We start from the raw sequence: 23,895 nt of genomic DNA on the forward strand, positions 1-23,895 counted from the left end.
CGTATATAATCAATTAAGTCAAATTAATTGATATGAAAATACGAAAAATCAAATTCTCAGGTATAACGGTAATACTTGCGGTTCTTCTGATTGCATTCCTTCTTGTCGCGGGATGCACGCAGAATGCCGCTACACAGACCGGCACGCAAACGTCTGCAACAACGCCCTCAACGACCGCTCCGACAGGGCAGGCAACCGCCGCAACCCCGACAGGGGATTCCGATTCGCCTGAATACACGGTCGATGCCTCGTTTGAAGGCAGCGGTAACGGAGGTATCTCCACAGATCTTAAGGGCGGTATTGTCCGCATGCTTAAGGTAACCCAGCCGAAATACGAGAAGGCTTCCGTTGTTATCACAACCGGCGATGCAATCTATCCGTTCGAAAACGAACTGACCAAAGAGGCGGAAAAGTCAATCGCCGATGCCAAAAACGCGGATGAATCCGTTGCCGACGCAAAATACATCTGGACGCAGGCATTCTACGTTCCCCAGGACATGAAGACGAATTTAAAGATAGAGACTACCGGCGACTGGAAGATTGACATAGACGTGCCGCTTGCAATCAACGCGGTTCCCCCGATCGGCTTTAGGGGTGCCGGAGACGGTTCATCCTCCTTCTTCCAGATCAACAAAGGCGATTATACGGTCGATGTATCGGTTGAGGATGCCGACAAACTCTCGATAAGCCTTATGAGTTTCGACGGAAAAATCTACGCGCTTGATATACCGAAGGTATTTTCGGATTCAAAGGAAGGCACCCCCGGCAGCGTAAAAATACCGTTGAAAATCGATGAGAGCGGCAATTACCTCGTAAATGTCGCGTGCAACGGCATGTGGGAGTTAAATATCGCGCCTGCGAGCGCATAATTGAGTTAAAAAATTAATTTTTTTTTTTTATTTTTTATTTTTTATTTTTAAATTTTTCAGAATTTTTCAGAATTTTTCGTGCTCATTATTGCTTAAATTGCGTCATTCATCGTCATCGAAGATGAACAGTTCGTCTATGGTGGCGCCAAGCACCTTTGCGACGTCGTGAGCGAGTTTGAGCGAGGGGTTATACTTTCCTTTCTCAAGGAATACGACCGTCTCGCGCCGCACTCCGACAGCCTCGGCAAGCTCCGCCTGCGTGAGATTTTTCATAACGCGATACTCGCGAATCTTCGTCTCCATATTTCACCGCCCGTCCTTTTTCCCGCATTCCCCATAAAGAGAGATTGCGGTCAGTAAACATCCCCTCTCGATGCGAAATACTTCTGGAAGATGATTGTGCTTACAGGCATCAGTATGATAAGTATGCCTGTTATCATCTCGACCGTGAACGTGACCGCCTTGAGATACGAAAGCCAGAAGGCGAGTATGATTACGAGATAAGTCAGATACCACGAGTATGCCATGCCCCATGTGCCTATCTTGAGGGAGCGTTCGTCCTGAATCTCGCGATCCGCCGGTTTTCTGTATCCCGCAAAGCAGATTATGAACATGATGAATCCGCCCGTTATCATCATCTGGAAGTTGTCGCCGGCTGTCACCGTAAGTGCAAGACCCGCTATGATCATCAGCAGACCGAGGAGGCTTCCCGCAAGCAAAACCGCCTTCTTTCCAGTCATCTTCGCCGCAATCAGAGCCAAAATCAGTACCAAAATCACCGAAGCGAGACCGATTAAGTTAAAACCCGCGCCGGCTCCGGTGACGTAAGCCGCGATTATGACGATTACCATAGCTGCCGCGGATAATGCCGCCGAGATCACATACCTTCGCTCATTTGCGCCAAGCTCCGAGAAACGCTTCGGTGCGAATATGCCCGAAGTTTTCTCCGATTTATCCGTTTTGCCCGTTTTGTCTATTTTTTCTTCGCTATTTTCTTTGCTTTTTTCTTCGTTTGTCATATCCTTATCTCCAAAAGTTGAGTGTTTCAAACGCATTTGTGTTAGAAATAAACAACACTTTGTTAGATCAATATAACATGTTAGAAGTATATAACACTTTTCACAATCCCGCGTTACGCTGATTTCACGGATTTCTCGGATCGTCTGCCGTGGGGTTCCCGGGAATTCCGCCAAAGATTTTACACTTATAGAGACAATAATAATGCATACCAAAATATGGCGCAGACAGCGCCGATTAATTCGTTTTACAGATAAAATTTCAGAAATCTCAGATATACCCAAATCCGCGAATATACAAAACCCGCGGGGATTGCCCGAAATCAAAAAATCCCGATTTAATCCCCGATTTAATGCCGATTGAATGAATTCCTTACTAAAGAGATGAATAAATGACACAGCAGGAAGTAAAAATAACCCAGGACCGAATTGCGGTAATAATAGGAAAAGGCGGCAGAACCAAGCGCCTCATCGAGAAGAAGACCAATACGGCGCTTGAGGTCGACAGCGAGGAAGGAATCGTCACGATAGAAGCCGAAGACGCATTCGCGGTCATAAAAACCGCGGAAATAATCCGTGCAATCAACCGCGGTTTCTCGCCCGAACGTGCCTTCGTTCTTCTGGAGGACGAGGATGTCATCCTCGAGGTCGTGGATTTAAGTGCGGTCTGCAACACGCCCAAGCAGATGGAAAGACTCCGCGGAAGAATCATAGGAAAGGCGGGAAAGGCGCGCGAGCAGATCGAGAACCTGACCGGCGCCGAGATCTCGGTCTACGGCAAGACCGTCGCGGTCATAGGCGGCATTGAGCAGACAAAGAATGCCATTGCCGCAATCGACATGATAATCGAGGGTCTGCCGCACGAAAACGTCTTTGCTTTCCTCGATAAGAAGAAGAAGGAAGCAAAAGCCAATATGATAGAGTATTACTACTGAAGGTTTACTGCCGGAAGTTTACCGTTGAAAGTTTACTGTGAAAGGTACTGCCAAAGTGATTGATGCTGCAAAAGTGAGTAACGGCGAAGCGATTGTCGCGGAAGCGGTCAATACCGGAGAGGTTGCCGCCGAAGGTGTCATCGTTTCCTCACAATTTCACAAATTATTCTCATCCATATACGGTGCCTTCCCGAATGTTCACATTTCGGTCCCGAAAATGAACAAATCCGTATCCCGGCACCATGGTTTTTCAATCATTTTCAAGGCGCCGACAGATATATTTCCACTGAAAACCCGTTGCTCAAATTACGCTTCGTTTTCCGAAAACAGACCATGCATCACTTTTAGACAGGAAACAGTGGGGTGTCCTCTTCTGCCATGACAGCCCCGAAAAAGACGGGCGCTTCCCAAAAGAAGAACGCCTCGGGATACAGACTTGCCGACCTGCCTCTTCCGCAGGCGCTCATCGACGCATATGCGAAACGCGGCATAACCGAGCTTTATCCGCCGCAGGCAGAATGCGTAAAGAAAGGTCTCCTTGACGGCAAAAATCTCCTTATCTCGATTCCGACGGCAAGCGGAAAGACCCTCGTCGCCGAGATGGCAATGCACAGGCAGATTAGTGCGCAGGGAAAATGCCTCTATATCGTCCCTCTTAAAGCACTTGCCTCCGAAAAATTTGAAGAATTCCAGAATAAGGGCGTCAAAGTCGGCATTGCCACGGGCGACCTCGATAAACGCGACGAGTATCTGGGAAAGAACGATATCATCATCACCACGAGCGAGAAGGCGGATTCGCTCCTGAGGAACAATGCGCGATGGATGGAGCTTGTCACCTGCCTTGTCATTGACGAGGCGCATCTCATCGATTCCGAGGACCGCGGCGCAACTCTCGAGATGGTGATTACAAAACTGCGGTATCTCAACAAAAACATGCAGATTATCGCGCTTACCGCCACTATCGGCAACCCGAGAACTTTCGCGGGCTGGCTCGATGCCGAGCACGTCTCATCGGAATGGCGACCCGTTATCCTCAAGGAGGGCGTATTTTACGCAAATACCATCTATTTCGAGGAGGATGATCGGGAGATTGATATGCCGACGAAGGACGAGGATACCAATCTCTGTCTGGACTGCATCAAAGAAGGCGGTCAGTGCCTTGTTTTTGTCAATTCGAGACGCAATGCCGAAGGATTCGCAAAACGCATGGCAAAGGCTCTGGAAAAATACGACGAGGAACTAAAAAGGGTTCACGATAATGCACATGAAAATGTCCGTAAAAGAGCCGGAGGCACGGATAAGTCGGATAAAACGGACGAATCCGATGAGTCGGATGCGCTGCATGAGCCGTATAAGCCGTATAAGCACCTGACGGATTCCGCCGTTCTTGAAAGAATCGAAAAAGAGCTTGAGGCTGTAGCCGAGACCGATATGGGTCAGACGCTGGCGCTCTGCACGGGTAAGGGTGCATCTTTTCATCATGCCGGCATGAAACGCGAACAGCGTCAGATTATCGAGCAGGGATTCCGCGACGGTCACATCAAGGTTATTTCTTCGACGCCGACACTTGCCGCGGGACTTAACCTTCCGGCAAGACGTGTCATCATCCGCGATTATATGCGCTTTGCCGAGGATGGTATGCGCCCGATTCCGGTCCGCGAGTATCGGCAGATGGCGGGGCGTGCGGGCAGACCGCATCTCGACCCCTACGGAGAGTCGGTGCTGATTGCAAAGAGCCGCGATATGGCAAACGGGCTTTTCGAGGAGTTTATCGACGCTCCTTCCGAGGACGTGAAATCGCGGCTGGACGACGAGTCGGCACTCTGCGCCCAGATTCTCTCCCTGATTGCGACGGGATTTGTGCGAAAGGACGACGATCTGATTGCGTTTCTTAAGCAGACCTTCTACATGTATACGAACAAGAAGAGTTCGTATCTCACGGAGATAGTCGGCGATTCCATAGATTTCCTCGAGGACGCGGGAATGATCACGAAGATCGACGGGTTTCTTTCGGCGACGGCATACGGCAGTCTTGTCTCGCGCCTTTACATAAACCCCGTCAGCGCCGAGATTATCGCCGGAAAACTGCGCGAGAAGCAGGCGGTGATTAACGAAGGTCTAAGCGGTGTCTCGGGAAAGGAAAAACTCCGCCGCTCGAAGGATCTTGCGGATGCCGGTTCGAAAAACGCCGGCGGCAGCCCGATATTTTCGGATATCGGTCTTCTGCAGCTTCTCTGCAAGACGCCGGATATGCACACTCTTTACGTGAAAAAGGACGAGATTGCGGTTATCAACCAATTCTCGATGGAGCATGAGGATGAGCTGTGGCTCGGCATCTCGTTTGACAGCATGGAGGAGGATTATCGCGCTCTTAAAACCGCAATGCTCCTCGATAACTGGATCTCCGAGGTCGGCGAGAATCTTATCTGTCAGCGGTTTAATGTCGGTCCCGGCGATATCTACAATGTCGTAGAGAGCATGAACTGGCTCTGTTATTCGGCGTCGCGAATCTCTTCGATGTTTGCCGAGGATCTGAGAGAGGCCGTCACCGAGGTCGAACTGAGGATGAAACACGGCGTCAAGCGCGAGCTGCTTCCGCTTGTAAAGCTTCGGAATATCGGGCGCGTCCGTGCAAGAAGGCTCTTCAACAATAATATAACGGGTCCTGCGGCGATTCGGTCGGCAAAATTTGAGGCACTCGCATCGATTCTCGGTCAGAAGATTGCAAAGCAGCTTGTCGATCAGGTCTCGAAGATGGAGCGCGATTATTCGGGTCTTGACAGTCTGTCGTCACCCGATTATTCTGCGTTCCCTGCCCGCTCCGACCGCCCCGCCAGTTCTGATCGCACCGGCGATGAGGGGGGTAACGGCGATGCGGATGTTAACGGCGTTAACGAAGTCAAAGGTGCCAAAGATGCCGAAGTCGGGGATGCCGGCGAAGCTGATGATCTTGATGATGCCGATAATGACGGTAATGCCGGTGACGTGTCGCCGGTGCCGAATCGGAAGAAGGGTCACGGTGCTGAAAAAGAGCTGAATAAGGCTAAAGGTAAGAGTCCGAAAGAAAAGGGTTCGAAAGATAAAAGTCAGGGTCGGAATAACCAGAAATCGCTTTTTGAATTTTAGGCGACAAAGATTAGGCGGCAAAAATGACTGAATCAACTGAATCTGGAAATGCGGTTGGAATCCGTGAATATGAATTGCCATGAATCAAATGTGATATGCAAGGGGAGAAGAGATAATGAAGACTGAAACATATGCAAACGGAACAAATTTGAAAGATAACGGTAACGGTGCAGGCGGCTCGAGGCATTGTTTTGCGCTGAGTCCGGCGCCTGTGCCGGTATCGCCGGGAGAGGGGTCCGATGGAGAGGGAATCGGGATGTTCTGCAGTGTCGGAAGAGCGGAGTTGTCCGTAAAGGATATTCCGGAATGCCTGAAAGCCGTAAAGAAGGTCGCGGACGCGGAAAATGTGTACATAATCTGCCTGAACGCCGATTGCATAGCGGGATACGGGCATATCGAAAGTGCCGTTTTCCACGCGAAACGCTCATGGTATGAGGATAAGCCGATAGCGAACTCGTTCGAGATGGAAGTTCTTCTCTACACGGGAGCAAGACGGCAGTGCAACGAGATCGGAGAATTCGGACTTCACAAAGGCAATAACGACCTGTTTGTCTGCGTATGCGAAGAGATGAAAAATAAGGTCGGAAATGAAAGAGACGGCAATAAACACGGCAAGGATGAGAATAAGAATGAAAAATATGCCGAATATTGTGAGAAGAACGAGAAGGTTTTCTCCGAACTCGAGAGAGAGATTGGTCTTAAGTTGAAGAACGGCGATGACAGCGGTAACATCGGTGACGGCAATGACAGGATCTCCGATAGGAAACTGAAGAAACTCATGAAGCTCTTCGACATTCCGGACGAAGAGTTATCCGAAGTCGGCATCGGAAGAATCGAGGAACTGATTGTCGAGAAGGTTGCTCTGCTTGACATTCAGAAGTAAATTGGACTGACTTTATAGGATTGGTTTTTTACTCTTCTTTTTATTTTTATTTAATTTTCTGTGATTTTGACTCATAGTAGGTTAAGGAGTCTTTGACGGTTTCTGAGGGATATTCCGGGGAACCATTGATAGGAATTCGGAAGAATTGCTGTGAGATTGCTGTGAAATTGTTGACAGTTATTGAGAGAGATTTTAGAGAGGAATTGGATAGAGATTGTGGTGGAATTGCTGATAGTTATTGTTAGATAATTGTGAGAAGATTGTAGGGATTTTGTGAGGAAGGAGTGGTGGTTACCCCGACCCCATCATTTCGACTGGAGATGTTTTTATGGATAGGGGTGTTGAGAAGTAAGTGCCGTAAAGAATAGTGCAAGTACTTTTTGAAAGCGGAGAATAGTCATTGGTACCTATGAGAATAATAGTATATATTAATTGTTAAATGTAACACAAGGTGTGAAAAGTTTCTCACAACGACAATAAAAAATAAGAAAATAAATCAAACTTTACGAGAACCCTATCATGCACAACCCTCTCATACAATTTTTCATAAAAGAAAAATGCAATTCTTTCATCATAAAATTAGAAATCTCTTCATTATTCACTTATTTTTTATATTTTTCTTCTTCTTTTTCCTATCCATCTCTTATCAATTTCTTTCACCCCCCCACACATAAAAACATCTCCAGTCGAAATGATGGGGTCAGTGTCAACATCCTTGATCCTGATTCCTCTTTTCTCTCTTCCCTTCCCCTTCCCCCCCTCGTTAACTCTCATTAACTCTCTCCTGTCCTTACCATCTCCTTCCTCTCTCCTCCCGAACCCAGACCCCCTCCCCGTTTGCTCTTCCTTATTCAGCCCCCTCTTGAATCTTCCATCCTACATGTTCCCACATCTCGAGTTCTGCCCCCCCTTCCATTGCCTGCCTCGCCTCCTCAACTTTTCTCAGTTCCAATATCAATACCACTACTAATACCTATACCAAAACCCGTTCCAATTCCCGCGTCACCCCTCATATTTCTCCCTCATTTGATCCTGTTCAACCTTACCTGTTCCAATTCCTATCCCGATTCCGCAATAGCGCTTCGCAGGCGATATGGATTGCAGAAATATCTCATATTCGCGGAATATTTCCCGAAACAACCCTCGATTATCCCCTAAAGGTTCCGACCGGTTTCTCACTGCCTCACTCAAAACATAATGATTAATAATCTTTCAATCTGAATAGTATGTTTACACAAAGTTGCGGACTCGACAAGGGGTATGGGGAGTCTGGGAATCATTCGAAAAATCTCTCAATTTCTCAATGATTTTTAAAACGGAGTTAAAATCGGGTGAAATCTCATCCGAAGAATTATCTCTGAAATATAGGTAACTCTGCATGTTTTTCGTGCAATTTCCATTTGAAATCCCACCATCTCCTTTAAAATTCGAATTCTGTAATTTGATATGTAATTTGGTATGTGACTTGGCATGTAACCACGGTTGGCATGCAACCGGGTATGTAACTTGACATGTAACTTGCATGTAACTTGACATGCAATTCGGTATGCGGCATTTCATCAATTCGCCATCGGGATTCGTCCCGCATCCGACAGTCATGCAGAAATCATAAAAGCCGTCAAATAAATTAAAAAGAGGTCGTATCTGTGCCTGACAATTATGAGGATTACTGGAGCGGAAACAAAGGGGATATCGGGGGCGATAAAATAAACAATACCCTAAACGATATCGGAAACAGCATTGGAAACAACAAAGAAAAAGAGTACGGAAACGGAAACGAAGGCGTGAATGAGAACGCCGGCAAATTCAAATCCGGCAATTTTCCAAATCCCGATGATCTCTTCGGGAAATATCTGGATAAAGGCAACATTTACAAGAACAGGGAAGTTCTGCTTCACACATATAAACCGAACGATCTCCTGCACAGACGCGACGAGATAGAATCTATTGCCGCCATACTTGCGCCGGCGATTCATAACGAAACTCCTTCAAATATCCTGATTTACGGAAAAACGGGGACAGGAAAGACTACTTCAGTGGCGTATGTCGGCACCGCTCTCGTAAGCACGTGTCAGAAGATGGGAAAGACCTGCAATGTCATATACATCAACTGTCAGATTATAGACACTCAGTATCGGGTTCTCGGTTTTATCGCCGGCGAACTCGAAAAACTGGGCAGCAAAGCGAGCGATAAGTTCCGTTCCGGCATCCCGAAGACCGGATGGGCAACCGACCAACTCTATACCGAACTTAAGAACATGATAGACACAATCGGCGGCGTCAACGTAATCGTCCTCGACGAAATAGACAAACTGGTCAAGAAGAGCGGAGACGAGACACTCTACAGCCTCACCAGATTCAACAGCGACCTTAAAAACGCAAAGATAAGCATAATCGGAATCTCAAACGACCTGCGTTTCACAGAATTCCTCGATCCGAGAGTTCTGTCGTCATTATCCGAGGAAGAAAAAGTCTTCAATCCGTATAATGCCCTTCAGCTTCGCGACATTCTGAAGCAGAGAGCCGATATTGCGTTTGTGGACGGCGCCCTCGAAGATGAGGTAATTCCGCTTTGTGCGGCACTTGCGGCTCAGGAGCACGGAGATGCAAGACGCGCCCTCGACCTGCTCAGGGAATCGGGAGATCTCGCCAACCGCGAAAAAGCCGATAAGGTCACGGAGCGTCACGTAAAGAATGCGCAGCAGAAGATTGAAACGGATACCTTAAGCGACTGCGTATCGTCGCTTCCGACGCAGAGCAAGGCAGTTCTCTTCTCAATGCTGCTTCTTAACAGTAACAAACAGGCCTTCACGACGGGCGAAGTTGCGCAGACCTACAGGGAGGTTGCAAACGTCCTTGACCTTGACGTTCTCACGCACAGAAGAATCACCGACCTCATCAACGAACTTCAGATGCTCGGTATCATAAACTCCCGTGTAATTTCCAGAGGAAGATACGGGCGAACAAAAGAGATGTCATTCGGTCCCGGAACCGACAGAATCGAGAAGACACTTCATGACGATAAAAAATTCTACGATGAGCGTTTAAGCCTCATAGATGTCACACGTTTCAAAAACATGTACAGATAAAGCCTCCATTTTTATTACATTTTCATTATTTTCCATGTTGTTCCATTACTCCGCTCCTTTTTTTATTCCGTTATTCCATTCCCATGTGATTCCATAACCCCACCATTTTGTTATTCCATTTCCCCTGTTATTCAGCCCCCGTTATCCGATTTCCCTGTTTATTCCATTCATTTTTTATTCCTTTATTTCGTTCATTTTTTCCATCATACCTATCCGTTTGCGGTTTGGATAATCGGCGAAATTTAAGGCATATGAGATAGTAATATAGTTACAATATGGACGACAAGGACAGACTAATTCTGACTCTTCTCGAGGAAGACTGCAAAGTACCTGTGGAATCACTTGCGGATATGGTCGATTTAACCAAAGAAGAGCTTCTGAGTCGCATTGAAGTTCTTGAAAAAGACAGAATAATTCAAAAATACACGGCATGTGTCGACTGGGAGAAGGCAGGCGAAGGCGTGGTCGCCGCAATCGTCGAGCTCAAAGTCTCTCCCGAGAGGGATTTCGGATACGACAAGATAGCCGAGAGACTCGCAAGGCACAGGCAGGTTAAGTCGCTCCGTCTGATCAGCGGAGCATACGACCTTGAACTCCTCGTCGTCGGCAAAAACATCCATGAGATAACCCGCTTTGTTGCCGAGCAGGTAGCCCCGCTCGAACATGTGCGCGAGACGGGAACAATACTCATAATGAAGACCTACAAGGACAACGGCATAGAATACTTCGAACGCAAGAGCGGCGAGAGGCTGCCGTATTCGCTCTAAGGAGGTAAAAATGAGGAATTTTTGTTCGGAAAGAGTCCGCTCCATACCTCCGTCGGGCATACGCAAGTTCTTTGACATCGCTCAGGAGATGGACGACGTCATCTCGCTCGGCGTCGGCGAACCGGATTTCGATACGCCGTGGAACATAAGGGAAGCGGCGATTCGCTCAATCGAGCAGGGACAGACGGCATACACCTCGAACACCGGTCTTCTGGAACTTCGTCAGGAGATACAGAGATACCTCGAAGAGTCCTTCGGCGTCTCCTACGATTACCGTAGCGAGATGATAGTCACGAGCGGCGCCTCGGAAGCGCTGGATATCGTAATCCGCGGCGTTGTCGACCCGGGCGACGATGTCCTTGTCGCCGATCCCTCGTATATCGCATACTGCTCCAATGTCATGCTCGCCGGCGGCAGACCGGTTCAGGTCCCATGCCTTGAGAAAGACAAGTTCAGGCTGACGCCGGAGGCAATTCAGGAGAAGATAACGCCCAAGACCAAGGTGCTCCTCTGCAACTTCCCGAACAATCCTTCGGGAGCGGTCATGTCGAAGGATGACTATAAGGCAATCGCCGATGTCGTCGTCGATAACGATCTTCTCCTCGTCAGCGATGAGATTTACACCGAACTCACGTATGACGGTCAGAAGACGGCGGCGGCATCCGTCGACGAGCTCTGGGAGAGGACAATCACAATCAACGGATTCTCGAAAGCGTTCTCCATGACCGGCTGGCGTCTGGGTTACCTCTGCGCACCCAGGGAGATTGCCGCCGAAATCCTCAAGATTCACCAGTATGTCATGCTTTCCGCGCCAACGGGGGCTCAGTATGCGGGTATCGAGGCACTTAAGAACGGCATGGACGCCTGTAAGGAGATGGTTCAGGAGTTCAGGGTAAGGAGAAATCTCTTCGTAAACGGACTTAACAGGGCGGGATTAAAGACGCATATGCCCAGCGGCGCTTTCTATGCTTTCCCCAATGTCAGCGAATTCGGACTCTCGGACGAGGTCTTTGCCGAGAGACTCTTAAAGGAGCACCATGTCGCCGTGGTTCCGGGATCCGTCTTCGGAGACGCCGGTAAAGACCATCTCCGCTGCAGTTATGCGACCTCACGCGACGACCTGATGAAAGCGGTCGAGAGAATCGAGGAGTTCATAGCCGATATCTCGAAGAACTGAGCTGTCGGATTTGTTGAAGTTGTCGAATATCTCAGAGATGTCGGATATCCCGGAGAGGTGGGAGCTGTCGGAATTTTCCGGGTGAACCGGTCACCTTGTACCTGCCCTGCCGGGACCTGCGGCACGGGGCATCGACGACAAACCGAAGTATTAATTAATGACCCAAAAAAACAACCAAATCCATTTTTAAGGCATTTAAATAATTTTGCAATTGTTTTTCACGAAATCCCAAACCCCATCATTTCCACTGGAAAATCGTATTTTTACATAAGTCTGTCCGAATTGTCATGACCAAAATGTTAATCATAAAATTTTAAGTAAGTCTCAAATGCATTTTCACATCAAATCGTGATACCGGAATAAATAACAGTGTGAAGAAATAACCCGATTTCCCGACCGTATAATGAGAATGGAAAAACAGGATCCGAAAAGGCGGCAGAACCCCATCATTTCCATTGGAAATCAAAATAATTTCGGTTTAAACATTAAAATATTCACAAATCGGAACTAAAAATAAGTCGCATTAACCTTATTAACCCGTCTCGACCCCGGCATCTTGTCCGCACATAAGTAAAAATTATTTTACAATTCGGATTAACGTTGGTTTACCGTTCGTTTTGCCGGTAAACAGCCGCAGACATACCCCGCTCCCTGCCCTTTTCCCGCGCAATGTCCGTTCCCCATGCCTCTCTCAACCCATGCCCTGACCAGAAAAAGCACTATATATATTTTTGGGGAAATGCGCGTCTATGATCTCAAAAGCGTCCAAATCGGGCTTAAAAGAATAAAACCCTCAAACAGAGCGATTTCAAACTCGATTCATCGGGCTTAATTTTGTGTAACACATGATACATTTATTTAATATAAACTCACCAACTTTAATGAAATCCAATGAGTTGTACCATAATCGTAGGTGGCTTTTTTGGCGACGAAGGTAAAGGAAAGATCGTCGCTCACGTTGCGCACAAAGACAAACCCTCAATAATTTCACGCGGGGGTGTCGGCACAAACGCCGGACACACGGTTCAGGTCGGGGACAAATCCTACGGCGTCAGGATGATTCCGTCGGGATTCGTCTACCCGGGCGCAAAACTCCTTATCGGCAGCGGCGTCCTTGTCGACCCGACCGTCCTTAAAAACGAGATTAAGAACGTCGGCGTCGAAGGCCGCGTATTCATAGACAAGAGATGCGGCATCATCGAGCCCGAGCACATTGCGCAGGACAAGGCAAGCGAGCACCTATCAAAGAAGATAGGAACGACGGGAACCGGATGCGGACCCGCAAACGTCGCCCGTGTCAACAGAACGGCAAGACAGGCGAAGGACGTCCCCGAACTCAAGGAGTATATCGTCGATGCCGCTCAGATGCTCAACGACGCCATCGACCGGGGCGAGACCGTCCTCCTCGAAGGCACGCAGGGATTCGGAATTTCGCTTTACTTCGGAACATACCCCTATGTAACGAGCAAGGACACATCCGCATCGCAGATTGCGGCTGACAACGGAATCGGACCCACCAAGGTCGACGACGTAATCGTGGTCTTCAAGGCATTCCCGACACGCGTCGGCGGCGGTCCCTTCGAGACCGAGATGACCCGCGAGCAGTCTCACGAACTCGGTATTCAGGAATTCGGAACTGTAACCCACCGCGAGAGAAGAATCGGCGTCTGGGACGGCGAACTTGCAAGATACTCCGCCATGATAAACGGCTGCACGATAGGAGCAATCACCGGCATCGACCATATCGACCCGGCATGTTACGGCGCAACCGAATACAGCCAGCTTACACCAAAAGCTCTGGAGTTCCTCAAAAAAGCCGAAGAAGATATCGGCGCTCCCATCAAACTCATCTCCACGGGACCCGACGTCACACAGATAATCGATATCAGATAATCCGGGATATCGGATAAAATCAACAATAAAGCGACAAACCAATAACAATCAACCACAAACCAATAACAATCAACCACAAACCAATAACAATCAACCACAAACCAATAACAATCAACCAATAACCCTCATTTTTCATCAATTACTTATATGTCATATCTGAAGCAAACATGAATATACAAATTCCATGGGGTAAACAATATGAAGATGTCAACCTATGAACTGCTCTGCTGTCCCGTATGCAAGGGCGACTTAAAACTCACGGTAACCGAGAAAAGACAGCTTGAAAACGGCGAAGACGATGTATTGGAAGGCTCGCTCTTCTGCGAAAAATGCAATGCCGATTACAAAATCTCAGAAGGAATCCCCGACCTTCTGCCCAAAAATCTGGAATAATTGCTACACATCGGGATATCCCGACCGAAGTTATCCGAAACGGAGAGATCCAAACTGAAAGAGATGCAATAACGATATAGGCAATAACGACAGATAAGAAGATAATAAATATGAACGCCGCGTCACTCACGGTGATGCGGAAACGGGGGATAAAATGCCGGAATACATAATCAATATCAACAAAAGGAAGATAAACTCAGTCGAAGTCCCGAAATCAGCCGAGGTTGAGGTCGGAGATGTCCTTGTTCTCAGGCTCGTCAATCACGGAGCGCCGCTTCATGTCTCGGTCTCCGCGGTAAACGCACGCAGATATACCATTTATCTGCACGAAAACATCTATCTCAAGGAGGAAATGGAGTTCAAGGTGCCGATTCTTTCAACGGCGCCGACTGGAACATTCCAGATAGACATAATCACGGGTTACGGCATCGTAAAGGAGACATTCAAAGTCAACGTCACCGACAGATCGCTGGAACTTCCCGAAGTTCTGGAGGATATACCTCCCACAACCGAAGAGCCGGAGAAGAATAATTACGGTTACGGGCTGACACTGGCTCTCCTCGTAGTCGCAGGCTGGGCGGCGTACATACTCGCAATCGGTTACTACGGAATGGTCGCCGGTTTCTCATCGGTGATTCTGCTCACAATCGCAGTTTTAATTGCATGGCGCTGGCGGTCCTGACCCTATTACTCTCCCTTGTCATCGACAGGCTCATGGGGGATCCCCAGTCAAGGTTTCATCCCGTAGCCATGCTCGGCAGTCTGATAGCGGTCTGGGGAAGACCCGGGCTCTACCCCGTCCGCATTCAGAGGATTGCCGGCGTTGTTTTTGCTTTCCTAACCGCAGTCGTATTTACGCTTCCGTTTCTCATTGTCGAGCGCTGTCTGCCTTTAGCGGGCGCACACCTTTCTCCGATTCTCTCAGCCGCAATTCTCGTCATTGTTTCGGCGTTTCTTCTCAAGATCTGTTTTGCGTGGCGCTGCCTTGAGGAGCATGTCGAGAATGTCGAGAGCGCACTTAAGAGCGGCGGCGAAGGCAGCGGGCGGGAAGCCGTTCAGCGCCTCGTATCCCGCGATGCCGCCGTGCTCAAAGACGAGGAGATTCTCTCGGGCGCCTTTGAATCGATGGCGGAAAACCTCGTTGATTCCATAATATCGCCGCTCTTCTTCTTCACGATATTCGGGCTTGCGGGTGCGGCGTTTTACCGTGCGGCAAACACCATGGATGCCATGCTCGGATATAAGGACGAGAGGATTCGGCTCGGCTGGTTTGCGGCGAGGATGGACGACGTCTTAAATTACATCCCCGCACGTTTCAGCGGTCTTGTCCTGATTCTTTACTTCGCGGCAAGGGGTAAGTTCGGACCCGCTTGGAAGACCTTCATTGCGGACAGAAAAAAGCGCGAAGGGTTCAACGGCGGCATTCCGATGTCGCTCATCGCCGGCGGCTGCGAAACCGCGTTTGTCAAGCCCGGCGTCTACGTCATCGGCGGCGAATGCAAAAAGCGCAGTCTGAGCGAGGCAAAAAAGGATATATTTTCGGCAGTAAGGTGGGCATCCGCGATATCTGCCGTAATCTTTTGTGCGGCGATGACGGCTGCGGGCGGAGTTATCGTAGGGCTGCTCGGTATTTAACCGAAATATTTTGAGCATTTTGAGTATATAGAGTATTTAGCCGGAGTATTCATCCGATTCAGTTTTTCGCCGATTTGAGAGCGGAGTCCAGAGCCGAGACAATCGTCGTTTTCATCTCTTTCAATCCGTAGTAGTAATACTTCAGGGAATCGAGGTAGAACTTCTTAAGGTCGGGTATGATAACCATCAGACCGCCGCCCGTTATCGTGATGGCGATTACGGTGAACAAAATCCTTGCCATAACGTTGTGCGCCCAGTAAAAGCTCTCAAACCCGGCAAAACCGCCGGAAACGGCGTCCGCGAAGAATGGGAACCACTGGTCGGAGTAGGCAATCACGACAAAGACCAGTCTGATGAGATTGATGATAATGAGAGTAGCTATCGCGTAAACTGCGCCGGCGAACTTCTGAAGGTACGTCCCCGCAGGACCGACTGCAAGCCCGAGCATAATCGCGGCGCCCACCACGGGCGTACAGGAAACCGTAATCTGGACGAAGTAGCCGCCGCTCATCATCGTATCCCACGAATAAATCGATGTGGCGTGCCCGATTGCGTTGAGAGCCGCGGCAGTGGAATTTACCTGAGCCGCGATCATGAAGTTCGCTATCGGCTCGACGAAGACGAGGAGCGCATAAATTGTAAACGCAATCGCCGCAACCGACGAGAGCTGAAAGACAATCGGGTCGGACTCAAGCGCACCCTTTACGGTAAGCGCCGCGAGCGGAAGGGCAATAAGCGCACATATCGGGTAAACAAACTCATTCTCGGGGAGATACGAGAACGAAACATACAGGAAGAGAATAATCAGAAATGTCCAGCCGCCCGCCGAAAAATACTTTTTAAACCCCGTAGGCGCCAGAAAAAGGATAAAACAGAGTAATGATGCGATGAGCAGGAGGAAAACTTCGGACATTCGGTAAAAAATATCTGTAACTGACAGTCAATAAAGCAGACTGATCGTTTATAAATACCGCACTATATATCTGAACAACTTCACCGATACCGCCGCGTCCCCGCCGCCACCCACGCCCCATAGCAAGCGATACTCCTTCACATCACGCCTCCCGTTTCGAACCGGCATAAACTTAGGCAGGTATACAAAGTTATTTTTAGAATCACCTCGAAATTTGAATCATTAATGAATCATTAATAACGGATAGGAAATCACAGCGGATAAAAAATCAACAGAAAAATCCAACAGAAAAAATAAGACAGGTAAATCATACAAAAATCAACAGGAGAACAAAATGAAAACAATACTCAAAATATCCGGAATACTGCTCATATTACTCATTCTCTGCGCAATCCAGCCTGCGGGGGCGACCGACACCTACGCAAAGGGCGACAGCGTCAAGATAACGGGAACGGCGACGGGCAACCCGCAGCAGGGGCTTGCTTTCTGGGTCTTCGGTCCGAACTACTGGACACGCGAGACAAAACAGGTACAGGGAACAAGCTACACGTATGAACTGACCTCATCCAAGACCTCGGACCTCTCGCCCGGTCAGTACTACTGCATAGTCCAGCACCCGATGTACAACGGCGTCTTTGACGTCTACGTCAGCGGCGACAAAGTCGTCTCCTCGGACGGCGAATCCTTCGTAATCTCGGGAAGTAGCAAACTTCAGGGCAGCGCCGCGGCATACGCCCTCATGAGACTCCTCGACTCCCCGAATATCGACGACACGTACACGACGAACACGTTCATCATCGCCGAACCGTGGATTGCGTTCAGCAACCGCGCCGAATACACCGCAGGCAACAGAATCTACATATCGGGAACGACCAACCTCGCCCCCGGCGACAAACTGATCTATAACGTCCTGTCATCCTCGTTCGTGCCGACACAGAAGACACAGTCCTCGGAGTTCTCGGGAGAGAGCGGAACGATAACGGTCGGCTACGGAAGCCCCGACAATATCTGGGGATTCTACCTTGACACGACCAATCTGAAACCCGACGAATACACGGTCAACGTCGAGAAGAACGACGGCACAGTCTCGTTCACCGGCAAGTTCACGCTTGTCGCACCCTCGGCGACGACACCCGCAACACCGGCGGTAACGGCGGTGCCGACCGAAAACCCCGCACCTTCCCAACCGGCGACGGCACCGACACCGATGCCCACGCAGTCACCCTTATCGGCATTTTCCGCCCTGCTTGCAATCGCCGCCGCCATTGCCGCGGTCGGCATTTCCGCTGCCGCTTTTGCCTCCCGCGGAAAGAGTGATGACTTGATGACTGAAAGGGAATAATCGGGATTTCATCTCAAAAATACCCCACTTTTTTAGCTATTCGCTAATATTTATTACAAATCATAACCAACTTTTTTCTATTATGGGTGCAAGGCTCAAACGATACAGTCAGATAGCCGACGTCATGGTGAAGTACGGATTCGGCATCATTGCCGATGAACTTGATCCCGACGGCAGAAGAAGGAAAAAACTCTTCAAAAACGACACAATGACCGACAATCGTTCGGTCTATGAGCGGATGAGACTTGCTCTTGAAGAACTCGGACCAACCGCCGTCAAATTCGGTCAGATGGCGGCATCCGACAACGAGAGGATACCCCCCGAACTCGCCGTGGAACTCCGCAAGCTCCACGACAACGTAATGCCTGTGCCCTTCGAAGACCTGCGCCCCACAATCGAAGAATACTGCGGCAACATCGACGACGTCTTCGAATACTTCGAGGAAACACCGATAGCCGCCGCATCCATCGGTCAGGTTCACCGCGGTATCCTCAAAGACGGCACCATAGTCGCAATCAAGATACAGCGCCCCAATATCACCGAAAAGATAGAGACCGACACCCTGATCATAGAAAACATGGCGTCGAGGTTCGAGAAGATAAACCCCGCACTCCGTGCATATAACCTGACGGGACTAATTGCCGACTTCACGGAAATGATGAAGAGGGAACTCGACTACGTTGCCGAAGGAAAGAATGCCGACATATTCCGCAAGAACTTTGCCGGCGACCCCGATATCTGTTTCCCCAAGATCTACTGGGAATATTCCGGTTCGAAGATGCTCGTGATGGAGTATGTCGAAGGTGTCCGCGTCGACGACGTCGAGAGCATCAAGATACTCGGATATGAACCCAAGAGGTATGCGGCGCTCGGATTCCGCGCTTACCTGAAGATGATCTTCGAGGACGGATTCTTCCATATCGACCCGCATCCGGGCAATATCTTCGTCAACACCGACGGCAAGATGACCTTCATCGACCCCGGCGCGATTGCGGTGATACGACCCGAGCGGCGTCACACCTTCATAAAACTGCTCCTTGCAATCGTCAACTCCGATGTTGACGCTATAATCGAGAACTTCCAGAAACTCGGCGTCAGAATCGACCCGGACGACATGGATGAGATCAAGGACGGTCTCTACTATGCACTCTTCGGTGCCGAGAGCGCAAATGTAGCGGCGGTTGACAGCGGTGCTTCCCTTGCCGCCGTGCCCGACCTCTTAAACCAGTACGGCATCCAGATACCGCGTACTCTGATGGCGCTCCTCAAGGTTATCGTGATGATCCTCGGGGTCGGTCAGAAACTCGATCCGAATTTCAACTTCTACGATAATGCAAGACCTTATCTGACGCAGATCGTAAAACAGCAGTATTTCTCGCCGAAGAACCTTAAGAGAACGACCCATGTCATGATGGAGAGCCTTGACAGCATAATGAAGCTGCCCAAGATCTTCAACAATACCCTCAATAAGTGGGCAAACGGCAAATTCCAGCTCGAGATTGTCGCAAAAGATGTCGACAGGCTCTCGACGACCGTCGAGAAGGCGACGGACAGAATTATCATGGGTCTTCTTGCCGCTTCTCTGGTTATCGGAACCTCGATTGTGATGTATTCGATTGATATTCCCTATACGGCGAATGTTATCATTCTCATGGTTCTGGCATATTTCGGAGCGTTCACCTTCGCCATTGTAACCCTCGTAAGGTTGCTGTATCCGAATAAAAAGAAGAGATACTACGACGATTGAGTACTATTGAGCAGGGTTGAGCACGATTAAGCAAAATTAAGCATGATTAAGCAGGATTGAGCAGGCAAAAAGCCTCAATCTCCCTCATTTTTCTGTAATCTCAATCTTCTGAAATTTCAATTTTCTGAAATATCAAAATTCCTCAAGTTTTTTAGACAGTATTGAGGGCAGACCGTTTACTATTTTTGTCTCTTCGAAACGAATCGCGGGTGCGAATATTTTCAGATCAAACGAGACCGTTCCCGCGACCTTGACGGTAACGCTGCCCGTGAGGAAATCGGCAGCGGCGGATAAAAGCGAGGAATTCTTGAGGAGGACATCGATGCCGATAACGGTCTCCGATGACGGCGCAAGCCTCACATTCTCGCGCATACCCTTGCCGAGATATTTGTCTCTGATGACTCCGTCATCATCCTCAGCAACCCTGTTGAGAGTAAATTCAATCTTTTTTAGCGAAACGGCGACGGGCATGGGGTTTTTGACGGCGACATTCACGGTTACCTCCGTCTCCGAGATCGTCATGTCCCTGAAGAGTATGTCGCGTATCTCTACGGCAGGTGCTTTTTCCTGTTTTTCGGTCGGCATCGCGGTATTATCGGGCATATCCGTCATATCGTTCATATTGGTCATATCGTTTATAATTTCGGCGTATAGTGCTCCACACTGCCGAGTGTCTCGGGTTTTCCTTCCGAATTAAGCACGGAGATTGTTCCGTGACCGCCGCAGATGAGGCATTTCCTGCCGGTTTTTGCCTCGTGCTCAAGTGCGAGAGCCACGGCACTCTTCCTCTCCTTCCTTGCAAGTTCGCTGTCGACATTCACGGATGTGACGAGGAAATCGGCGATTGAGTTGTAATTGCGCCTCGAGGTATCAAAACTCGTGAAATTCATCAGAGTATCGGCGGTAAAGAGCAGGTTTGCGTCCTCGGAATAGAGGATGAGCTGACCGAACTGGTGACCGCCGTCGCTCAAGAGGACATTTATCGTGATGTTGCCGACGGGCAGCGTTCCCAGCTTTGCGAAGTTGCCGATTTTTTCGATCGAATCCTCGGGGAAGAGGCGGATATTCTTCTCTTTCGACGGGTTCCAGTGCGAGAAGTAGGCAATCATGGTCGTATATACCTTCTCGAGGGTCGAAGACTCGTGAATCGAACCCCATGCACGATTTCCGCAGCGGATAATCTCCAGAGTTCCCGGGTGCATGTAGGCGGGGACATCGTATGCGCCGCCCGCGCCGCAGTGGTCTGAGTCGGCGTGCGTGACTATGATGAACTTCAGGCGCGAGATGTCCAGACCGTAGTATTTGAACATTCGTTTCGCGTCATCGGCATAGATTCCGTAACCGGTATCGACCATCACTATGCCGCCTTCGGTATCGAAGAGGAATATGCTGCCGCCGCCCGGCGTCTGGAAGCAGTAGAGGGTTATACCGTCGTTAATCTTCTGAATCTGGACATCGGCGTAAAATCCGCTGCCGCTTGTATTGAGCAGGAACTCTCCGCAGTCCGTGTAGTTCTTAAGAATCTCCTCTTTTGATTCCCCTTTTTCCGTGAGAATCTCCACGGTCTTTGCTATGCCGTCAAGGAAGTCGGTCAGTTTTTCGTCGACGCTCTTTTTGTCCCTGAAATAGATATTCTCCTCAATGCCGTTATTGGCGGTATTGTTGCCGTTATTGTCGCCGCGATTGCCGCCCGACTCCTCGAATTTCGTCAGGAACAATCTTATCTTCTCTATAAAATCGTTCGAAAACGGGTATTTGTCCGTCATATTTTATTGCACCGTTTATTTTTTCATGCCCTGCGATTATTCTGTTAATTACCGATTGCTCTGTAATTACCGATTTCTGTGTAATTTCCGATTTCTATGTAATTCCCGATTACTTTGTTAATTGCTATTGATTACCCGATTGTTACCCTATTAATTATAATGATGGGGTAATAAGGTACATCGCCCAGCCTATATATTCCCTGCCGTAAGCGATGTATTCATCCTGAATTCTGTGGAAATATTCCAGAACCTCGCGGTAATCGTCGCTTTCCCTGTCTTCCTGAGCCGCGAGCCAGTCCTGGCAGTTCCTCCAGATTCCCGATTCGTAGATGTCCCAGTCGTCGTCGGAGGCGCGGATCAGCGAGCGGAGTTCGTATCCGTTGTCCTTGATTATCTGCAAGATCTCGTATTCCGTGAGAATCTCGGACCACTGGCGGCAGAATTCCGGCGGAACCAGATCTTTCTTCCAGTATCTGTCGCCGATTATGATGCTTCCGCCGTCGCTCAGGTATTCCGAGAGCGCTTTGAGGGTCTCTTCGATGCCGCCCCAGATCTGGGAAGCGCCGAGCGCGACCGCGAAATCGTAGGTCTCTGACTCGTCTTTTTCGTATTCGGCGGCGTTTGCAAAGAATACGGAAACCTTATCGGAAACTCCCAGTTCTTCGAGTGTCATGGACGCGGTCCGGCAGGCATCCTCGCGAATATCGATTCCGACGCCGCCGATTCCGAAGTTCTGTGACCAAAGCCCGAGAACCGTGCCGTTGCCGCATCCGAAATCAATGACGCTCTTTCCCTCCGCCATCCCCGCGATCTCGCCGATGTATAAGACTTTTTCAATGCTCAACGGGTTCATTATGCTTAGCGGACCCTGTGAAAGAGACACTATCTGCTGAAAATCCATATTATTCTCCGCTTATCTGGAAGTTTCACTAAGTTACTCTATATTAATTGTCGCTAAGTTCTGATTATTCTATTGTTTGCCGGGGTTTGCGTGGTCGGGTGTGCTTGGTGGCATCGGCCGTGACGGACGGCAGACGGCAGGCGACATGCGGGGGGTTAAACACGGATAATTATCGTCGTTTTGTTCATTGCCTCCCGTTTACACAATCTTTAAGGAAACTGCGACCGTATAGAGAAACATAGAACGATAAGGGAATCGGGGGATTTGATTTTGTCGCGGCATATAGAGGAATGCAGGCGTGAACTGGCAAGGGTGGTTGATCTGCTGAAAGGTCAGCCGGACGGACTGAGTATCACTGATATCTCGAAATCTCTGGATATGAACCGCAACTCCGTCTCGAAATACCTCAATATGCTAGTAATCTCGGGGCGCGTCGATATGCGCAGTGTCGGGGTTTCAAAGGTCTATACGCTCTCCGACCGCGTTCCCGTCTCATCCCTTCTGGACTTTTCTTCGGATGCCATTCTCGTTTTAAACGGCAGTCAGGAGATAGTTATGGCAAACGCCAACTTCCTTGCATTCGCGGGGCGGAAGCGGGATGACGTAATCGGAAGGATTCTGCCGGAATCCGCGCTGCCGATAGTATCAAGCGCCGAAGTCTTAAGACAGGTCGGCGAACTTATTCGCGAACCCAAAGGCGGTAAGGAGATCGAATGGGCGGATGATTCGGGCAGCGTTTTCTTCCTGATTAAGCTCATTCCGACGGTCTTCGACGACGGCAGTCCGGGAATCGCCGTAATTCTCGAGGATGTTACCGCTCTTAAAAGAGCAGGAGCACTTAGCAGGAGAGAAGAGCCTGCGGAGTGATGCGCCATGCCGCCATGCCGTCACGTGTGACTTCCGGCGCCGACTTTCTGCGCGATCATGACGCGCGAAAAATTTCACGGGCGCAGAGGCGTTATTTTCTTCGGTCTTCACTTCGGCATATGGGGGAATACTGCCGTTACGTGGCAACTCTTATATACGCCGCACACTAACATTGTAAGGCTGAAAGTATTACGCCCTAACCGCGGGAAACGCCCGTGAGAAATGCGGCGTAATAGAGCAGAAATTCAAAAATATCGTGGATTGCTCAAAGAAACGGTGAAAAACCGCGAGCAGAAAAAGTCCGCTGTATAGGTAGGAAACAACGTACTTTATTAGTAATAAAGTCCAATATTGTTTCCTCGAATTTCTTCTGATGGGGAGCCAAAATCGCTCGGATGGGAGTGTTGGTTCCGACGTTGGTACTGATAATGCGGAAATTTATTTATTAACCGCTAATTCCTTTAGATTTAAACAAAGTCGATAGAATCAGTGTGCCGAAGTGAAACGTATCTTCAAAACCGGTGAGACACATCGGATCTAAAAAAGATAAAACAACTCAATTCTGGTTGATCCTGC

The 23,895-nt window shown here is 49.1% G+C and carries 21 protein-coding genes; 14 read left to right on the forward strand and 7 right to left on the reverse strand.

What is annotated here, in order from left to right:
• The first annotated feature begins 32 nt into the window (after positions 1-32).
• Entirely contained in the window at positions 33-869 is an 837-nt protein-coding gene (locus T502_RS02090; protein ID WP_042705377.1) for a hypothetical protein, read from the forward strand.
• Positions 870-971: 102 nt separating this feature from the next.
• Here the strand turns inward: T502_RS02090 and T502_RS02095 are convergent, their stop codons facing one another.
• Entirely contained in the window at positions 972-1,172 is a 201-nt protein-coding gene (locus T502_RS02095; protein ID WP_042705378.1) for a helix-turn-helix transcriptional regulator, read from the reverse strand.
• 50 nt (positions 1,173-1,222) lie between these two features.
• Positions 1,223-1,888, reverse strand: coding sequence for a hypothetical protein (locus T502_RS08495; RefSeq protein ID WP_052359029.1), 666 nt, complete (start codon positions 1,886-1,888; stop codon positions 1,223-1,225).
• Between the two features lie 389 nt (positions 1,889-2,277).
• Here T502_RS08495 and T502_RS02105 point away from each other — a divergent pair, with 389 nt between their 5' ends.
• The 3 genes from T502_RS02105 (at position 2,278) to cgi121 (ending at position 6,829) form a co-directional block, all read left to right on the forward strand.
• The gene (locus T502_RS02105) at positions 2,278-2,820 is read left to right on the forward strand and encodes a KH domain-containing protein (RefSeq protein ID WP_042705379.1); all 543 of its coding nucleotides are present in this window, start codon (positions 2,278-2,280) and stop codon (positions 2,818-2,820) included.
• A 378-nt stretch (positions 2,821-3,198) separates the two neighbouring features.
• Entirely contained in the window at positions 3,199-5,946 is a 2,748-nt protein-coding gene (locus T502_RS02115; RefSeq protein ID WP_245597742.1) for a DEAD/DEAH box helicase, read from the forward strand.
• Between the two features lie 115 nt (positions 5,947-6,061).
• Complete coding sequence (gene cgi121 / locus T502_RS02120; protein ID WP_042705381.1) at positions 6,062-6,829, forward strand: KEOPS complex subunit Cgi121; 768 nt, start codon at positions 6,062-6,064, stop codon at positions 6,827-6,829.
• Positions 6,830-7,438: 609 nt separating this feature from the next.
• On the opposite strand, the gene T502_RS08850 is transcribed toward cgi121, so the two are convergent.
• The gene (locus T502_RS08850) at positions 7,439-7,603 is read right to left on the reverse strand and encodes a hypothetical protein (protein WP_157197439.1); all 165 of its coding nucleotides are present in this window, start codon (positions 7,601-7,603) and stop codon (positions 7,439-7,441) included.
• Between the two features lie 1,010 nt (positions 7,604-8,613).
• On the opposite strand from T502_RS08850, the gene T502_RS02130 reads away from it, so the two are divergent.
• From T502_RS02130 to cbiB, 7 genes are all read left to right on the forward strand, one after another.
• A complete protein-coding gene (locus T502_RS02130) occupies positions 8,614-9,918 on the forward strand; it encodes an ORC1-type DNA replication protein (protein WP_042705503.1) in 1,305 nt (434 codons plus the stop codon).
• Positions 9,919-10,193: 275 nt separating this feature from the next.
• A complete protein-coding gene (locus T502_RS02135; protein ID WP_042705383.1) occupies positions 10,194-10,685 on the forward strand; it encodes an Lrp/AsnC family transcriptional regulator in 492 nt (163 codons plus the stop codon).
• 10 nt (positions 10,686-10,695) lie between these two features.
• The gene (locus T502_RS02140; protein ID WP_042705384.1) at positions 10,696-11,862 is read left to right on the forward strand and encodes an aminotransferase class I/II-fold pyridoxal phosphate-dependent enzyme; all 1,167 of its coding nucleotides are present in this window, start codon (positions 10,696-10,698) and stop codon (positions 11,860-11,862) included.
• 891 nt (positions 11,863-12,753) lie between these two features.
• Complete coding sequence (locus T502_RS02145; RefSeq protein ID WP_042705385.1) at positions 12,754-13,755, forward strand: adenylosuccinate synthetase; 1,002 nt, start codon at positions 12,754-12,756, stop codon at positions 13,753-13,755.
• 198 nt (positions 13,756-13,953) lie between these two features.
• Positions 13,954-14,148 carry a methytransferase partner Trm112 gene (locus T502_RS02150; RefSeq protein ID WP_042705386.1) on the forward strand — a complete coding sequence of 65 codons (195 nt, stop codon included), beginning with the start codon at positions 13,954-13,956 and terminating at the stop codon, positions 14,146-14,148.
• A gap of 154 nt (positions 14,149-14,302) precedes the next feature.
• Entirely contained in the window at positions 14,303-14,830 is a 528-nt protein-coding gene (locus T502_RS02155; RefSeq protein ID WP_042705387.1) for a DUF7524 family protein, read from the forward strand.
• Complete coding sequence (gene cbiB / locus T502_RS02160) at positions 14,812-15,783, forward strand: adenosylcobinamide-phosphate synthase CbiB (protein ID WP_042705388.1); 972 nt, start codon at positions 14,812-14,814, stop codon at positions 15,781-15,783. The genes T502_RS02155 and cbiB overlap by 19 nt, the downstream gene beginning before the upstream one ends.
• A gap of 58 nt (positions 15,784-15,841) precedes the next feature.
• Here cbiB and artA read toward each other — a convergent pair whose 3' ends face one another.
• Positions 15,842-16,696, reverse strand: coding sequence for an archaeosortase A (gene artA, locus T502_RS02165; RefSeq protein WP_042705389.1), 855 nt, complete (start codon positions 16,694-16,696; stop codon positions 15,842-15,844).
• Between the two features lie 334 nt (positions 16,697-17,030).
• Here artA and T502_RS02170 point away from each other — a divergent pair, with 334 nt between their 5' ends.
• On the forward strand, positions 17,031-18,038 hold the full coding sequence (locus T502_RS02170) for a hypothetical protein (RefSeq protein WP_052359031.1): 1,008 nt from the start codon (positions 17,031-17,033) through the stop codon (positions 18,036-18,038).
• A gap of 82 nt (positions 18,039-18,120) precedes the next feature.
• Positions 18,121-19,785, forward strand: coding sequence for an ABC1 kinase family protein (locus tag T502_RS02175; RefSeq protein ID WP_042705390.1), 1,665 nt, complete (start codon positions 18,121-18,123; stop codon positions 19,783-19,785).
• Between the two features lie 132 nt (positions 19,786-19,917).
• Here the strand turns inward: T502_RS02175 and T502_RS02180 are convergent, their stop codons facing one another.
• The 3 genes from T502_RS02180 to T502_RS02190 form a co-directional block, all read right to left on the reverse strand.
• Positions 19,918-20,415, reverse strand: a complete 498-nt coding sequence (locus T502_RS02180) for an NDR1/HIN1-like protein (protein ID WP_042705391.1) — start codon at positions 20,413-20,415, stop codon at positions 19,918-19,920.
• A gap of 5 nt (positions 20,416-20,420) precedes the next feature.
• Positions 20,421-21,551 carry an MBL fold metallo-hydrolase gene (locus T502_RS02185; protein WP_052359033.1) on the reverse strand — a complete coding sequence of 377 codons (1,131 nt, stop codon included), beginning with the start codon at positions 21,549-21,551 and terminating at the stop codon, positions 20,421-20,423.
• 154 nt (positions 21,552-21,705) lie between these two features.
• A complete protein-coding gene (locus tag T502_RS02190) occupies positions 21,706-22,452 on the reverse strand; it encodes an SAM-dependent methyltransferase (RefSeq protein ID WP_042705392.1) in 747 nt (248 codons plus the stop codon).
• Positions 22,453-22,722: 270 nt separating this feature from the next.
• On the opposite strand from T502_RS02190, the gene T502_RS02195 reads away from it, so the two are divergent.
• The gene (locus T502_RS02195; RefSeq protein ID WP_052359035.1) at positions 22,723-23,319 is read left to right on the forward strand and encodes a PAS domain-containing protein; all 597 of its coding nucleotides are present in this window, start codon (positions 22,723-22,725) and stop codon (positions 23,317-23,319) included.
• Positions 23,320-23,895: the final 576 nt, after the last annotated feature.

It is taken from the genome of Methanomicrobium mobile BP (genome assembly GCF_000711215.1).
In the GTDB taxonomy this organism is placed as follows: domain Archaea; phylum Halobacteriota; class Methanomicrobia; order Methanomicrobiales; family Methanomicrobiaceae; genus Methanomicrobium; species Methanomicrobium mobile.

Coding starts and splice junctions, on each gene's coding strand:
- T502_RS02175 (WP_042705390.1), top strand. CDS start 18,121: ATGGGTGCAAGGCTCAAACGATACAGTCAGATAGCCGACGTCATGGTG.
- T502_RS02155 (WP_042705387.1), top strand. CDS start 14,303: ATGCCGGAATACATAATCAATATCAACAAAAGGAAGATAAACTCAGTC.
- T502_RS02135 (WP_042705383.1), top strand. CDS start 10,194: ATGGACGACAAGGACAGACTAATTCTGACTCTTCTCGAGGAAGACTGC.
- T502_RS02145 (WP_042705385.1), top strand. CDS start 12,754: ATGAGTTGTACCATAATCGTAGGTGGCTTTTTTGGCGACGAAGGTAAA.
- T502_RS02190 (WP_042705392.1), bottom strand. CDS start 22,452: ATGGATTTTCAGCAGATAGTGTCTCTTTCACAGGGTCCGCTAAGCATA.
- T502_RS02095 (WP_042705378.1), bottom strand. CDS start 1,172: ATGGAGACGAAGATTCGCGAGTATCGCGTTATGAAAAATCTCACGCAG.
- artA (WP_042705389.1), bottom strand. CDS start 16,696: ATGTCCGAAGTTTTCCTCCTGCTCATCGCATCATTACTCTGTTTTATC.
- T502_RS02115 (WP_245597742.1), top strand. CDS start 3,199: ATGACAGCCCCGAAAAAGACGGGCGCTTCCCAAAAGAAGAACGCCTCG.
- T502_RS08495 (WP_052359029.1), bottom strand. CDS start 1,888: ATGACAAACGAAGAAAAAAGCAAAGAAAATAGCGAAGAAAAAATAGAC.
- cbiB (WP_042705388.1), top strand. CDS start 14,812: ATGGCGCTGGCGGTCCTGACCCTATTACTCTCCCTTGTCATCGACAGG.
- T502_RS02090 (WP_042705377.1), top strand. CDS start 33: ATGAAAATACGAAAAATCAAATTCTCAGGTATAACGGTAATACTTGCG.
- T502_RS02105 (WP_042705379.1), top strand. CDS start 2,278: ATGACACAGCAGGAAGTAAAAATAACCCAGGACCGAATTGCGGTAATA.
- T502_RS02180 (WP_042705391.1), bottom strand. CDS start 20,415: ATGACCAATATGAACGATATGACGGATATGCCCGATAATACCGCGATG.
- T502_RS02150 (WP_042705386.1), top strand. CDS start 13,954: ATGAAGATGTCAACCTATGAACTGCTCTGCTGTCCCGTATGCAAGGGC.
- cgi121 (WP_042705381.1), top strand. CDS start 6,062: ATGAAGACTGAAACATATGCAAACGGAACAAATTTGAAAGATAACGGT.
- T502_RS08850 (WP_157197439.1), bottom strand. CDS start 7,603: ATGAGAGTTAACGAGGGGGGGAAGGGGAAGGGAAGAGAGAAAAGAGGA.
- T502_RS02185 (WP_052359033.1), bottom strand. CDS start 21,551: ATGACGGACAAATACCCGTTTTCGAACGATTTTATAGAGAAGATAAGA.
- T502_RS02170 (WP_052359031.1), top strand. CDS start 17,031: ATGAAAACAATACTCAAAATATCCGGAATACTGCTCATATTACTCATT.
- T502_RS02140 (WP_042705384.1), top strand. CDS start 10,696: ATGAGGAATTTTTGTTCGGAAAGAGTCCGCTCCATACCTCCGTCGGGC.